Here is a 13,480-nt window from a genome sequence, read left to right as displayed (position 1 = left end):
CTCTCTCAGCGGGTCAGGCCGCGTTCCAGCCAGATACGGCTGGCTAACGTCACCACACCGTCAAGCAACAGCGCGAGCAAAGCGGTACACGCCGCCCCGAGCAATAGTTGCGGCTGATTGTTCAGTGCAATGCCTGGGAAAATCAGGCTGCCCAGGCTGTTCGCGCCAATCAAAAACGCCAGCGGCGCAGTGCCTACGTTGATTGCCAGCGCGACCCGCACGCCACCGATAATGATCGGCACGGCATTAGGCAGCTCAACGCGAAGCAGCACTTGGCGCGGTGTCATGCCAATTCCGACGGCCGCTTCCTTGAGTGAGCCCTGAACGTTTTTCAGGCCTTCATAGGTGTTGCGCACAATGGGCAGCAACGAGGCCAGGAACAGCGCGAAGATGGCGGGTCCGCTGCCAATGCCGAGGATCCCAAGGGCAATGGCCAACACGGCGAGAGGAGGAACGGTGTTGCCAATATTGAAAACTTGCATGAAGCGTTCAGCGCTACGAACCATACTCGGTCGGCTGAGGACAATACCAGCCGGTATACCGACCACCAGTGCCGCCAGCATTGAAACCACGACCAAAATCAAATGCGCTTGCAGGTAGAACCACAGGTCGTCTTGGTACTTTACGATGGTACTGATGCCGATCCAATGGACCAGCAGGGCCAGAAGCGCAATAACAATTGCACCTCCCAATAGCCCCTTGCCATAGCGATTAGCCACAGGCGGACTCCTTTTTTCCGTCGGCGAACGCGTTGCCATAGCGGGCCAATTCTGACCGCACTGATAACTGCAATAACGTTCGCGAAGAGCAGCGGGTGGGTCGCCGGTAAGGGTTTAACCTCGGCGAAAACACAAGCCATTAGCGTAGCTTCGTCAAGCTAACGTGTTGATTTATCAGCCTCACATACTGGCTCTATCCGAGGAGTGGACGTCTCTACTGTGCGAAAGGTTCCCACATAAGATAGTAATTGGCCACCTTGCATCGACTGAACGGTTCGGTTATTGCCTCCAACTGAGCTATAATCTGCGCCCTTTTTTGATCACCTGCCAGGCGATTTCCCATGACTAACCAGGCCGCCGAAGTCGCGAAACGCCGCACCTTCGCCATCATTTCCCACCCGGATGCGGGCAAGACCACCATCACGGAGAAACTGCTGTTGATGGGCAAGGCGATTTCCATTGCGGGCACGGTGAAATCTCGTAAGTCCGACCGCCATGCGACGTCTGACTGGATGGAGATGGAGAAACAACGCGGCATTTCCATCACCACCTCGGTCATGCAGTTCCCGTATCGCGATCATATGATCAACCTGCTGGATACCCCGGGCCACGAAGACTTCTCCGAAGACACTTACCGCACCCTGACCGCAGTGGATTCGGCACTGATGGTCCTTGATGGCGGTAAGGGCGTTGAGCCACGGACCATCGCGTTGATGGACGTTTGCCGTCTGCGTGACACGCCTATCGTCAGCTTCATCAACAAGCTCGACCGCGACATCCGTGACCCCATTGAGTTGCTCGACGAAATCGAAGCGGTACTCAAGATCAAGGCCGCGCCGATCACTTGGCCGATTGGTTGCTATCGCGATTTCAAGGGTGTGTATCACCTGGCCGACGACTACATCATTGTGTACACCGCCGGGCATGGCCATGAGCGTACCGACGTCAAAATCATTGAAAAGCTTGATTCCGACGAAGCCCGCGCCCACTTGGGTGACGAGTACAACCGCTTCTGCGATCAGCTGGAATTAGTGCAGGGCGCTTGCCACGAATTCAACCAACAAGAATTTCTCGACGGCCAACTGACGCCGGTTTTTTTCGGTACGGCGCTGGGTAACTTTGGCGTCGATCACGTCCTTGATGCCGTTGTGAACTGGGCACCACAGCCGTTAGCCCGTGTTGCCAACGAACGCACCGTGGAGCCCAATGAAGAGAAATTCAGCGGCTTTATCTTCAAGATCCAAGCAAACATGGACCCCAAGCACCGGGACCGTATCGCGTTCATGCGGGTCTGCTCAGGCCGTTACGACAAGGGCATGAAAATGCGTCATGTACGGTTGGGCAAAGAAGTACGGATCGGCGATGCGCTGACATTCTTTTCCTCCGAGCGTGAACAGCTCGAAGAAGCTTTCGCTGGCGACATCATCGGCTTGCACAACCACGGCACGATTCAGATCGGCGATACCTTTACCGAAGGCGAAAACCTGGGCTTCACCGGCATCCCGCACTTTGCCCCGGAGCTGTTCCGCCGCGTACGTCTGAAAGACCCACTGAAGTCCAAGCAACTGCGTCAGGGTTTGCAGCAATTGGCCGAAGAAGGCGCCACGCAGGTGTTCTTCCCGACACGCAGCAACGACATCATTCTGGGTGCTGTCGGTGTGTTGCAGTTCGATGTGGTCGCCAGCCGCCTGAAAGAGGAATACAAGGTCGAGTGCGCTTACGAGCCGATCACTGTGTGGTCAGCTCGCTGGATCGATTGCAGCGATAAGAAGAAACTTGAAGAGTTCCAGATCAAAGCCGTGGAAAACCTGGCGGTCGACGGCGGCGGTCACTTGACCTACCTGGCACCGACCCGCGTCAACCTTGCATTAATGGAAGAGCGCTGGCCCGACGTAAAATTCCGTGCGACCCGCGAACATCACTAACTGAAGGTCAGGTCACGGGCGTTTGTTACTGCAGCCAGCCCGCAGTTCCCAACCAGCCCGGTGCAGTTTTTTGCAGCCAATCGCTGGCGGCCGGATTGTGTTTCACCCGGCTGTCGAGAAAGGCTTGGCTGACCGCTTGAATCGAAGCTACTTGTTTCGGATCGGGAACAGGCTCTGCCCCGACAGGACTGTGAGCGCCAGACCGAAGGAGTTTGGTCTTGGCGTGGGATTTTCCCCCGGGAGTATGATCGTCCTCTGACACCTTTAACTCCTTTCCTTCGGTGGGAATGGGCACCAAATCTGAGCCGGACAAGGTCTTGTAGGTAGCCCGCGACAGCCTCAAGCGGTGACTGCCAGCAGCGGTCACGGATGCACCCACTAATTCGCGCTGCTGATTAGAACTGACCCAGTTGAACGGGTCTTCGTCGTCTTGGCTAGTAATTGTCAAGACGGGCGAAGCGATGCGTGCGAACACCTCAGGTTTGGCCTGGATTTCGGCAAAAGGACTGATCAACAACACAGCCTTGGGCTCAATATCAATACCGGTCGCGACGTCCACTTGTCCCGCTCCCGCCACCGCAGCGGCGGTTTGCGCGCCCAAATCAAAACCGGCTACGGCAACTTGACTCCAATCGATCGACGCCAGTTGCGCTTCACCTTTAGCCGCCCGCGCCCGCACTTCGCTTAACACTTTCTGCAGTGTGCTCAGCCGGTCTCGGAGGGAAGCGTTGGAATAGCGATCAGCCGCCAACTCGCGAAACACGCCCGCCTGGGCCTGACCTGTCAGGTAAAGAGCCGGGCCGTAGGCCTGACCCTGAACCGATAACACGGCATACCCGGCTTGTGCCCAGGCGGTGCGCCATTGCTCGCCCGCTGTGGCCGATTCACCGAGGCCCGGCAGATAAATAATCAGCGGCAAACGCTCATGGTTCACGGGCGCCAGCCAAGCGACATTCACCGATTGGCGTCCTATCTGCCACGTATCATCCCAACTGGAGACTTCGTTATGGGCCGGCAGATACGCGGTGGTCAGATCTTTGTTAACCAACTCGATAAATTTAATGTGGGCCCCCGCTGGGTCGCTAGCGCAGCCGGCGGTCAGACCTATTGTGCCAAGCAGCACACTCACAGCAAGCCAGTGTCTCGGTTGAAAATTCATGCACCCCACACAGTCCATCCCTATCAGTTGGCTCGGCTAAAGCGAGCAGCCTAACCGCAGCGGCCTCAATCAACGAGCCCGGCGCAGTAAATAATCGGTAAAGGCTCAGCCTCAGGCGGCGTAATTTGCCAGCTTCCTCTGGAGGAAGTCGAGAAAACATTGAATACGCAGCGCCAATTGCGAGTTTTCGGTAGTGCACCGCATGAATCGGTTGCCGGTAACCGCTGTTGGCTTCAGGAAGAATGACCTACAAGGGCTTGAGGCGAATGTCTTCGTCGGTCATGAAGTGCGATAGGCAAACAACGCCCTCCCCGGCTAAGGCTAACTGACGCACGGCTTCTCCGCTATTTGACCCACACGCACGAATCATCTGGTATTGCTGCAAGGATTCGACTAGGCCATTAACAGATGCAATCCAAGTAACCCCATTCCAACGAAAAACACCCGCTTGAACAGTGCCGCACTGATGCGCTGGCGCAACCACTGACCGAGCATCATGCCCAGCAACGCGGGCACTAATGCCAGCAATGAGGCGCCCATCTCACCGCTGCCCAGCGCACCCTGCCAATACAGGCCCGCCGCCAATGCCAACGTCGAGACGGTGAACGATAGTCCCAATGCTTGAACCAACTGATTGCGGTCCAAGCCTAACGCTTGTAAATAAGGCACGGCAGGCATCGCAAATAATCCGGTGGCGGATGTCAAAATGCCTGTAATCAATCCACAAAGCGGCCCGAGCCAACGCTCAAATCGCGGTGCAACATGCAGGGGCGGCAGGAACAAGCCACTCAGCGCATACAGCGCCAAGACCGCGCCTAGCACGCGGTTCATAGTCTGGTCCGATCCCACGCCCAACCAGAGCGTACCCAGGCCGGTGCCAAGAAAAATCAATAACAGCATCGTCCATAACCGCCGGAACAATGCCCGTAACTGGCCGCCTGTCGCCAACTGCCAAACATTAGTTACCGTCGCCGGAATGATCAGCAAAGCGGCAGCCTGCGCCGGCACCATAGCCAAGCCCAACAATCCCATTGCCACCGTTGGCAAGCCAAGGCCGATGACGCCTTTGACCACGCCTGCCGTCATAAAAACACAGAGCACCAGTAACGACAGCGCCCAGCCCAGATGCTGATAAAGTTCTATGAGCGTATTCATGACGTAATAATGTCGCGGCCAAGCGCATGCGAAAAGCTGTCATATTTTGAGCTAGCCTCAGGCATAGACAGAGGCTGTTTACAAGGGTGAACTTAAATGCACTTCGATCTGATCGACCTTCGGCTTTTTCTCAATGTGACTGAGAGCAGCAGCATCACGGCGGGTGCCAGCCGCAGTCATTTGTCATTGGCTTCAGCGAGCGCCCGGATTCGGGCGCTTGAAGGATCATTGGGCACACCATTGTTGGAGCGAGGACGACGCGGCGTGACAGCGACGCCTGCCGGCAAGGCCATGGCCCGGCACGCAAGACTGATCCTGCAGCAGGTCGACCGTATGCAGTTTTGCCTGACAGACTATGCCAAGGGCTTCAAAGGCCAGGTCCGAATGCTGTGCAATACCTCCGCGCTGACCGAATACCTGCCGGAACTGCTGGGGGATTTTTTGATCAAGCATCCCTCCATCGATGTTGATCTGGAAGAACACCCAAGCTTGAGAATCCTACACGCCGTGCGTCAAGGCGCGGCAGACATCGGCATCATTTCTGACGCTGTCGATGCCAGTGATCTACAAACACTGCCGTTTCGCGATGACCCGCTGGCACTGGTCATGCCAGTGGATCACCCGCTAAACATCCATCAATCGCTCTGCTTTGCGCAAACGCTGGACTTCGATCATGTGGCCTTGACGGCCAACAATGCGATAGCGATTTACCTCGAAGAACAAGCGTTGCATGTTGGCAAACGCTTGCGAATTCGGGCGCGGGCCGAAGGGTTTGCCGGGGTAATGCGTATGGTTGCTCGTGGCGTGGGCCTGGGAATCGTACCGCGCGCTGCGGTTGATCGTTACGAGCGCACCCATGCGGTGAGGAGCATTGCGCTGAGCGACCCATGGGCTGATCGCAAACTGCTGTTATGCGCGACTGATTTTTCCGTACTGCCGGGGTACGCCAAGATGTTAGTGGACGCCTTGAGCACCACCCCGAGCGAATAGCCGTCGCGCTTGATTGGCTTGCCCAGCACGCGCCGACCTGACGCGGTCGGTTCGTAGCCCTCAGCGTTTCTGGATACCTCGATGTCGAGCACAGACAACTGACCATCAAGCAATCGCCCTATGGTATCCGCGCGCTATTAACCGCGCGCCTACCTTCTGGAGTTGCCATGTCTACGCCGATTACCGTCCTTCGCGATACTCACCCGCTGCCCGTGCTTGACGCCTGCAAATGGGAGAAGCTTGAAGGTGATCCGCACACCGTCAACCTCAACGCTTACACTTCTGAAGACGGCAGCAAAATCATGGGCACCTGGATCTGCACTCCAGGCAAATGGCGCGTGGACTATGTGAAGTGGGAATACTGCCACTTTCAAGAAGGTTACTGCATCATCACGCCGGACGGCATGGAGCCTATTCACTTACGTGCGGGCGATATCTTTATCGTTGAGCCGGGCATGAAAGGGATTTGGGAAGTGGTTGAGACGGTCAGGAAGTATTTTGTTTTTGCTTGATAGCTCGATTGCAGGTCAAAGCACATGGCGGAGACCCATCCGCCATTGTCGCTGTGACCTACCCTAGCTCGACCAACCGCTCGAATGCTTCCTGGGCACCAATATGGGTCATGGCCAACTCTGTCAGCTCTCTGCGACTGCGCTTCGGTGCAGAAGGGGCCAGGGTGACCGGCTCAGTAAACTGCCCTTCGATCAAATTGCTGTAGAAGCTACTGGTCACCCGCAGTAAGCCGCCCACGCGGATATGTAAAGCGGCATCTCAAGGCTGTCCGACGCGAGGCGGTATGCCCCAAACACCTCAAGGGTTCTTCGCCAACACGTTGGCTACAGGCGGAACCGGATCCAGCACAACTTCAAAACAACACCCGCTGGGCTTCAGGCTTCTGAGCGCGACGGTCCAATGCTGGTTTTCGCAGATTCGCTGTACCAGTGAAAGACCAAGACCCAGTCCTTCACCGCGCTGTTCATCCCCCCTGACGAAGGGTTGGAACATGGCTTCGTGAAGGCTTTCAGGAATGCCAATACCGCTGTCTTCGACGGCAAAACCGTGCGGGTTCAGCGCTAGGCGTATGAAGCCTACGTCTGTGTAGTGCCAAGCGTTGCGCAGCAGGTTACCCATCACCGAATGCACCAAAGTTGCATTGAACAATGTAGGCAAGGTTTCGCCCGGATCAAACAGCAGTTGCAAGCCCTTTTCCTCGATGGGCTTGCGCCACAGATCGACCAGTTCTTCAGCAACGTCTAACAGCGTCGAGCGGGGCCCGTGTCGACTTTCGTTGCCCTCGACCCGCGCCAGCATCAAAAAGGTTTCAACCAACTGACTCATCCCGGCGCTGGCCCGAGCTATGCGCTTGACCTGATTACGGGATCGATCATCAAGCAGAGAGCTTTCCAACAGCAATTCACACGAGCTGGCCAATACCATTAGCGGCGTTCGCAGTTCATGACTGACGTCACTGGTGAAGAGTTTTTCGCGACCCAGTGCTGCACGCAAGCGACCCAAGGTGGCATCGAACGATACTGCAAGCTCGCCGACCTCATCACGGGCGTAGTTGGGTGATAAGGCGGGGGCAAGTTCAAGAATTTGATCGCGGTAGCGGACTTGACGCGAGAGATTAACCACCGGTGCCATCACACGGCGCGCCAACAAGCGACCCAATAAAATTGCCAGAAGGATGCTGAGGATAAAACCGACGCATACGATCCCAAACAAAATCCTTTCACGCTTTTCAAAATTGCGCTGGTCACGCAGCAGCACGTAGCGACGACCACTGACCATCTCGACCATAGCGTAATAAGCTTTTTCGCCGCGGTGTACCTCATGGAAGCCCGGCGCCAGCTCGGCTAAATCGCCGACAATGGCAAGTTCACCGGCGCCGCCCTCGACATAAAACAACTCTTCTTTTTCCGGTTTGTGGCTCCAGCTTTCAACGCTGTCCATTACCATCAGCCGATGAAGATCCCGACCGAGTGTGGCAGTGGTCAATCTTTTCTCGACCACGTGCACGGTCACGATAATGCCCACGGCGAATACCCCAGCCACCAGCACACTCATCAGCGAAAAGACCACCACGATCCTTTGCTTCAAGCTGTGCTTGATGTCCATCGATTTCCAGAACTTCAACGACATTCGGGGCACACACACAAGAAGGCATCGGAATCGAGACCAATAGGCGGATGATACCCGCCTATTGAGGGCCTTCAAACTCCGCGTTTTATTCAGGTTTACGATAGGACTCAATGATGGCCGAGAAATCCTTACCGCCCTCACCCCGTAAGCTCATGGCCTGGTAAAGCTGCTGCGCGACAGCGCCAAGAATCACCGGTTGATGGGCGACCCTTGCGGCTTCGGTTGCCAGGCCCAAATCCTTAAGCATCAGTTCTGCTCCAAAACCTCCGGTATAGCCACGCGATGCCGGGGCAGTTTCCACGATACCCGGCCAGGGATTGTAGACTTCAGAGCTCCAGCAGCGCCCGGTCGAACTGTTGATAATGCCGGCCAAAATGCCGGTATCGATCCCCAGGGTATTGCCCAAAGCCATAGCCTCGGCGACGCCGATCATGGAGATACCCAAGAGCATGTTGTTGCAGATTTTGGCAATTTGCCCAGTGCCAATGTCACCGCAATGAACGATGTTTTTACCCATCTGCGCCAAGACCGGCCTTAGCATTTCGAAATGCTGTGGGCTGGCACCGACCATAAAGGTGAGTGTCCCGGCCTGAGCCCCCCCAGTGCCGCCCGACACCGGCGCATCGCCGAGAACCACGCCTTGTTTGGCCGCTGCCGCCGCCACCTCGCGGATGGTCTGCGGATCAATCGTGCTGCAATCCACAGCGGGTACACCACGGCCAATCCCGGCCAGCACGCCGTCTTCGTTTAGGTAAACGCTGCGCACATGGGCCGCGGCGGGAAGCATGGTGATCACCAACTCGACGCCCTGGGATGCGTCCTTGGGCGATGCGCTGATGGTGGCACCTAACGCGCCGAGTTTCGCCAACACAGTTTTATTAAGGTCAAACAGATTCAGTGAATGGCCAGCTTTGATCAGATTGCGCGCCATGGGCGCGCCCATGTTGCCCAGGCCGATGAATGCGATTTTCATGGTTATTCTCCTTAGTCTGTAGATGCCTACTTGTTGGCGAACCGGCATATCTGAACCGCCGCATATTTTCCCTCGCCCACACGCTGGCTTTTACAGGCAATGACTTAGCGCAGATTAATGGTGGTGTTGACGCCATCGTTCACGCTGTCATCATCAAACCAGCGACTGGTGACCGTTTTGGTCTGGGTGTAGAACTGCACCACTTGCTTGCCATACGGACCCAAGTCGCCGAGTTTCGAACCGCGCGAGCCGGTGAAGCTGAAATAAGGCACTGGCACAGGAATCGGAATATTGATCCCGACCTGTCCGACATCGATCTCATTCTGAAACTTGCGTGCCGCTGCGCCGCTTTGGGTAAACAGGCCAGTACCGTTGCCGTAAGGGTTGGCGTTGACCAAGGCAATTGCCTGATCAAGGGTCTCGACTTCCAGCACCACCAATACCGGGCCGAAGATTTCCTGGGTGTAGATCTGCATCTGCGTGGTCACGCCGGAAAATAGGGTCGGCCCAACAAAATTGCCATCTTCGAAACCCGGCACTGAGACACCGCGACCATCCAGTTCAAGCTTGGCGCCCTCGCGGACCCCACTTTCGATCAAGCTCAACACACGCTCTTTAGCGCGTTTGGAAATCAACGGCCCAACATCGGTGCCCGCTTCGCTACCGGCATTCACCGTGAGTTTTTGCGCCAGGGCTTTGAGGTCCGGCAGCCATTGTTTAGCCGCGCCTACCAACACCACCACTGAGGTGGCCATGCAGCGTTGACCCGCAGCGCCGAAGCCCGCGCCCACTAACGCGTTAAGAGTTTGCTCGCGGTTGGCATCAGCCAAAACCACAGCGTGGTTTTTCGCGCCCATCATCGATTGCACGCGCTTGCCGTGTTGACCAGCGAGGTTGTACACGTGGGTGCCCACTTCGGTGGATCCAACGAATGACACAGCTTTGATGTCTTTATGGGTGCAAATTCCATCCACCACTTGCTTGCCGCCGTGGACCACGTTGAGCACGCCAGCCGGTATGCCCGCCTCTACCGCCAATTCAACCAGCAACATGGTCGACATCGGATCTTGCTCAGAAGGTTTAAGCACGAAGGTGTTGCCGCAGGCGATGGCCATCGGGAACATCCACAACGGAATCATCGCCGGGAAGTTGAACGGGGTGATTCCGGCGCAGACACCTATAGGTTGACGCAGCGTGTAGGTATCGACTCCGCCTGCGACGTTTTCCGAGAATTCGCCCATCTGCAGGGTGCCGATGGAGCACGCATGCTCGACCACTTCCAGGCCGCGAAAAATGTCGCCTTCGGCATCCGCTATGGTCTTGCCCTGCTCGGCGCTCAGCACCATAGCGATGCGCTTGGAGTGTTCACGGATCAACGCCTGAAGCTTGAGCATGATGCGCATCCGCGCACCGATAGGCGTATGGCGCCAGGTTTGGAACGCCTGCTTCGCGGCAGCGACGGCGGCGTTCACTTCGGCTTCAGTCGCGAACGGCACTTGCGCCAAGACTTCTTGGGTCGCCGGGTTAACAATGTCGCGCCATTCATTGGTTTTCGAATCGACCCACTCACCCGCGATCAGCAGTTTGACTCGGGCAACAGCGCCGGATGTGTTGTTGATTGAAAGACTCTGCAAAGCGTTCATTCAAGTTCTCCAGTATTCGAACGGCCCAGTAGGGGCAGCGAAAAATTCAGATCAAGCCGTTTGTTTTAGATCTATTCAGGGTGCGTGATACCGCGCCGGATCGGGTTTCATCAGTGCAGTACAGAACAGCGCGATCACGGCCATGCCAAGGAGGTAGACGATGACGTAATGCGGGCTGCCGTCGGCGTAAGTCAGCAATTTGGTGGCGATCATCGGCGCGAATCCGCCACCCAACACGCCGGCCAGTTGCACGGACACCGAGATGCCGCTGTAACGAATTTCCGCCGGAAACTGCCGGGCGAACAACAGCGATTCAGGGGCATACATGATCGGGAAGACCACCCCGACCGCCAGCACCATTGCCCACCAGACCCATACAGGCTCGCGGGTTTCGAGCATGGCGAAAAACGGATAAATAAACGCGCAGAGCAATAACAGCCCGGCGAAGTACAAGCGGCGCTGGCCTACTTTGTCCGAGAGGTAGCCGCAAAACGGCATGGTGAACAGCGACAACACCGCTCCACAGGTAATCGCGTTGAGCACATCGGCCCGGGGGATCTGCAATTGGTTGGCAGCGTAGGCCAAGGCAAAGGTTACTGACATGTAGAACCAGGCGTTCTCTGCCGTGCGGGCTCCGATAATCGTCAAGGTTTCCCGTGGGTGTTTGCGCAAAACCTGAAACAGCGGGACTTTGACCGCCGTGTTCTGCGCTTTTATTTTTTCGAACGCAGGGGATTCGGGCACTTTTAGGCGGATCAACCAACCGATGCCCAGCAAGACCACGCTGGCAACAAACGGCAGGCGCCAGCCCCAAGAGAGCATATCCGCTTCAGGCAGTTTAGCGACCAGGCCCATGGCCAACGACGCCAAGACTAAGCCCGCACCGACACCGGTCTGCGGCAGGCTGCCATAAAAGCCTTTTTTGCCTTCGGGGGCATGTTCGACCGCCATCAGCACAGCTCCGCCCCATTCGCCCCCGACCGCCATACCTTGTAGAAAGCGCATCAGCACCAGGATCAACGCGGACCAATAGCCGATTTGATCGTAGGAGGGGATCAGCCCGATTACGATGGTCGGAATCCCCATCATCATCAGCGTGAGCAACAGCATGGATTTACGCCCGATGCGGTCACCGAAATGGCCAAAAATAATCCCGCCCAACGGCCGACCGAGAAAGCCCACGGCGTAGGTGGCGAAAGCCGCCAACACTCCAGTGATGGGGTCCAGTGCGGGGAAAAATATTTTGCCGAAGATCAGCGCGGCAGCCGTGCCGTAGAGGAAAAAGTCATACCACTCGATGGTGGTACCGGCCATGCTTGCCATGCCGGCGAGCCGATAGGATGCGACCTTTTTTGCAGGGTTGGCGCCGACGGAACCTGCGCCCACAGTTGTAGCGTTCTTCATAAACTCCTCCGCTTATTATTTTTGTGCAGGGTGTTATGGCATGTAGCTTCGTTTAGCAATGGGGTGAGCGGCCTTGCTGATTAGGTCTCCTGAGCCGCTGATCCTGAATTTGGTCGAGGGCATGTTTTGGAGTATAGATGTGCAAACATCTAACAAGAACGCACATAAAAACCGGATCAACATGCAAAATAACATCACGTCGTTAAACCTACTGAACTGGGACGACCTCAAGTTCTTCCTGGAAGTCGCCCGCACCCGCAAGGCTAGCGCTGCGGCCAAACGGTTGGCGGTGGACTACACCACGGTGTCGCGACGGATCAATTCTCTGGAAGCGGCACTGGGCACATTGCTGTTCGAGAAGTCCCGCAGTAACGGCTTCATTTTGACCGCCGAAGGCCAGCGTTTGCTGGGGTATGCCGAGTCGATTGAAAGTACGCTGCACTTGGCGTGCGAGCAAGTTTCAGGCTCTGGCGTGGCACTGTCCGGACATATTCGAATGGGCTGCACCGAAGGCTTTGGTAGCTTTTTCATCACCCCGCAGCTGACTCATTTCCTCGACGCTTACCCGGCGATATCAGTGGATATTCTGCCGTTGCCGCACTTCATCAGTTTGTCCAAACGCGAGGCCGACATCGTGATCGCGCTGGAGCGCCCGGAACATGGACCTTATGTGTGCTGCAAGCTGTGCGATTACAGCCTGCGGCTCTACGCGACTCAGGATTATCTCGACAGCCATGCGCCGATCAAACGCAGCGCTGATTTGGCTAATCATTCGTTCATCAGTTACGTCGATGACTTGGCGTTCAGCTCTGAGTTGCTGTACCTGAGCAACCTGCTGCCCGGCGCCAGCGCCAACCTGCGCAGCACCAGCGTCATCGCCCAATACGTCGCCGCGCTGCAAGGCCGGTCGCTGGCGATACTGCCGTGTTTTCTTGCCGCGCAAGATTCGCGGCTACTGCCGGTGTTGGAAGATGAGGTGAATATCACGCGGCAGTTTTGGATGTACTGCCGCGAGGATCTGCGGAAGTTAAAGCGGATTACCTTGTTGTGGGATTACATCCGCGTGGTAACTGAGCAGAACCGCCCGCTGTTGCTGGGGGAAACTAAGGGAATGGTGTTTGCTTCGGAGTAGTCTGCAAGGATTCAGGGAGGGTAAATATGACCGCGTCTGTGGGACCGGCGCGGTTCGGGTAGTTCTGTAGTAGTCATCGACGCAGTTAGTTTATAAATCTCTGAACTATCGATTTGAGCTTTCCTATTCTTCCCGGTCCCGCCCTCCACCTAAGATCATTCTCACACGGGACCGAAACCCCAGAGATTCGGCCCAAGGATTACCTCTTTCTGCTGCTGCCCCCCGTTGCCCGACCCGG

General features: G+C 56.4%; 12 protein-coding genes and 1 pseudogene. 4 read left to right on the top strand and 9 right to left on the bottom strand.

Annotation, left to right across the window (positions count from 1 at the left end):
- Nucleotides 1–5: 5 nt before the first annotated feature.
- Nucleotides 6–758 (bottom strand): ABC transporter permease, encoded by a 753-nt coding sequence (locus tag RGW60_RS22575; RefSeq protein WP_407074110.1) that lies wholly within the window; start codon nt 756–758, stop codon nt 6–8.
- Between the two features lie 302 nt (nt 759–1,060).
- On the opposite strand from RGW60_RS22575, the gene RGW60_RS22570 reads away from it, so the two are divergent.
- On the top strand, nt 1,061–2,644 hold the full coding sequence (locus RGW60_RS22570) for a peptide chain release factor 3 (RefSeq protein WP_322167552.1): 1,584 nt from the start codon (nt 1,061–1,063) through the stop codon (nt 2,642–2,644).
- A 25-nt stretch (nt 2,645–2,669) separates the two neighbouring features.
- Here the strand turns inward: RGW60_RS22570 and RGW60_RS22565 are convergent, their stop codons facing one another.
- From RGW60_RS22565 to RGW60_RS22555, 3 genes and pseudogenes are all read right to left on the bottom strand, one after another.
- On the bottom strand, nt 2,670–3,803 hold the full coding sequence (locus RGW60_RS22565) for an alpha/beta hydrolase (RefSeq protein WP_322206698.1): 1,134 nt from the start codon (nt 3,801–3,803) through the stop codon (nt 2,670–2,672).
- A gap of 111 nt (nt 3,804–3,914) precedes the next feature.
- A pseudogene (locus RGW60_RS22560) lies at nt 3,915–4,155 on the bottom strand (LysR substrate-binding domain-containing protein); the annotation flags it as partial.
- A 41-nt stretch (nt 4,156–4,196) separates the two neighbouring features.
- A complete protein-coding gene (locus tag RGW60_RS22555; protein ID WP_322206697.1) occupies nt 4,197–4,958 on the bottom strand; it encodes a sulfite exporter TauE/SafE family protein in 762 nt (253 codons plus the stop codon).
- Nucleotides 4,959–5,054: 96 nt separating this feature from the next.
- On the opposite strand from RGW60_RS22555, the gene RGW60_RS22550 reads away from it, so the two are divergent.
- Nucleotides 5,055–5,948 carry a LysR family transcriptional regulator gene (locus RGW60_RS22550; protein WP_322206696.1) on the top strand — a complete coding sequence of 298 codons (894 nt, stop codon included), beginning with the start codon at nt 5,055–5,057 and terminating at the stop codon, nt 5,946–5,948.
- A 167-nt stretch (nt 5,949–6,115) separates the two neighbouring features.
- Nucleotides 6,116–6,460: a cupin domain-containing protein gene (locus RGW60_RS22545; protein ID WP_297831243.1), complete on the top strand. Its 345-nt coding sequence runs from the start codon at nt 6,116–6,118 to the stop codon at nt 6,458–6,460.
- Between the two features lie 58 nt (nt 6,461–6,518).
- Here RGW60_RS22545 and RGW60_RS22540 read toward each other — a convergent pair whose 3' ends face one another.
- The 5 genes from RGW60_RS22540 to RGW60_RS22520 all read right to left on the bottom strand — a co-directional run bounded on the left by RGW60_RS22540 (nt 6,519) and on the right by RGW60_RS22520 (nt 12,110).
- Nucleotides 6,519–6,680, bottom strand: a complete 162-nt coding sequence (locus tag RGW60_RS22540; RefSeq protein ID WP_322206695.1) for a hypothetical protein — start codon at nt 6,678–6,680, stop codon at nt 6,519–6,521.
- Between the two features lie 78 nt (nt 6,681–6,758).
- Complete coding sequence (locus RGW60_RS22535) at nt 6,759–8,066, bottom strand: HAMP domain-containing sensor histidine kinase (RefSeq protein ID WP_322207000.1); 1,308 nt, start codon at nt 8,064–8,066, stop codon at nt 6,759–6,761.
- A 109-nt stretch (nt 8,067–8,175) separates the two neighbouring features.
- Complete coding sequence (mmsB, locus tag RGW60_RS22530; protein WP_322206694.1) at nt 8,176–9,063, bottom strand: 3-hydroxyisobutyrate dehydrogenase; 888 nt, start codon at nt 9,061–9,063, stop codon at nt 8,176–8,178.
- 104 nt (nt 9,064–9,167) lie between these two features.
- Nucleotides 9,168–10,706 (bottom strand): CoA-acylating methylmalonate-semialdehyde dehydrogenase, encoded by a 1,539-nt coding sequence (locus RGW60_RS22525; protein ID WP_322206693.1) that lies wholly within the window; start codon nt 10,704–10,706, stop codon nt 9,168–9,170.
- Nucleotides 10,707–10,781: 75 nt separating this feature from the next.
- A complete protein-coding gene (locus RGW60_RS22520) occupies nt 10,782–12,110 on the bottom strand; it encodes an MFS transporter (RefSeq protein WP_322206692.1) in 1,329 nt (442 codons plus the stop codon).
- A 181-nt stretch (nt 12,111–12,291) separates the two neighbouring features.
- Between RGW60_RS22520 and RGW60_RS22515 the strand changes: the two genes are divergently transcribed.
- Nucleotides 12,292–13,242, top strand: a complete 951-nt coding sequence (locus tag RGW60_RS22515) for a LysR family transcriptional regulator (protein WP_322206999.1) — start codon at nt 12,292–12,294, stop codon at nt 13,240–13,242.
- The last annotated feature ends 238 nt before the right edge of the window (nt 13,243–13,480 follow it).

This window comes from Pseudomonas sp. AB6 (assembly GCF_034314105.1).
Lineage (GTDB): Bacteria > Pseudomonadota > Gammaproteobacteria > Pseudomonadales > Pseudomonadaceae > Aquipseudomonas.
This window is presented reverse-complemented; position numbering and strand designations above follow the sequence as displayed.

Coding starts and splice junctions, on each gene's coding strand:
- RGW60_RS22575 (WP_407074110.1), bottom strand. CDS start 758: ATGGCAACGCGTTCGCCGACGGAAAAAAGGAGTCCGCCTGTGGCTAAT.
- RGW60_RS22570 (WP_322167552.1), top strand. CDS start 1,061: ATGACTAACCAGGCCGCCGAAGTCGCGAAACGCCGCACCTTCGCCATC.
- RGW60_RS22565 (WP_322206698.1), bottom strand. CDS start 3,803: ATGAATTTTCAACCGAGACACTGGCTTGCTGTGAGTGTGCTGCTTGGC.
- RGW60_RS22555 (WP_322206697.1), bottom strand. CDS start 4,958: ATGAATACGCTCATAGAACTTTATCAGCATCTGGGCTGGGCGCTGTCG.
- RGW60_RS22550 (WP_322206696.1), top strand. CDS start 5,055: ATGCACTTCGATCTGATCGACCTTCGGCTTTTTCTCAATGTGACTGAG.
- RGW60_RS22545 (WP_297831243.1), top strand. CDS start 6,116: ATGTCTACGCCGATTACCGTCCTTCGCGATACTCACCCGCTGCCCGTG.
- RGW60_RS22535 (WP_322207000.1), bottom strand. CDS start 8,066: ATGGACATCAAGCACAGCTTGAAGCAAAGGATCGTGGTGGTCTTTTCG.
- mmsB (WP_322206694.1), bottom strand. CDS start 9,063: ATGAAAATCGCATTCATCGGCCTGGGCAACATGGGCGCGCCCATGGCG.
- RGW60_RS22525 (WP_322206693.1), bottom strand. CDS start 10,706: ATGAACGCTTTGCAGAGTCTTTCAATCAACAACACATCCGGCGCTGTT.
- RGW60_RS22520 (WP_322206692.1), bottom strand. CDS start 12,110: ATGAAGAACGCTACAACTGTGGGCGCAGGTTCCGTCGGCGCCAACCCT.
- RGW60_RS22515 (WP_322206999.1), top strand. CDS start 12,292: ATGCAAAATAACATCACGTCGTTAAACCTACTGAACTGGGACGACCTC.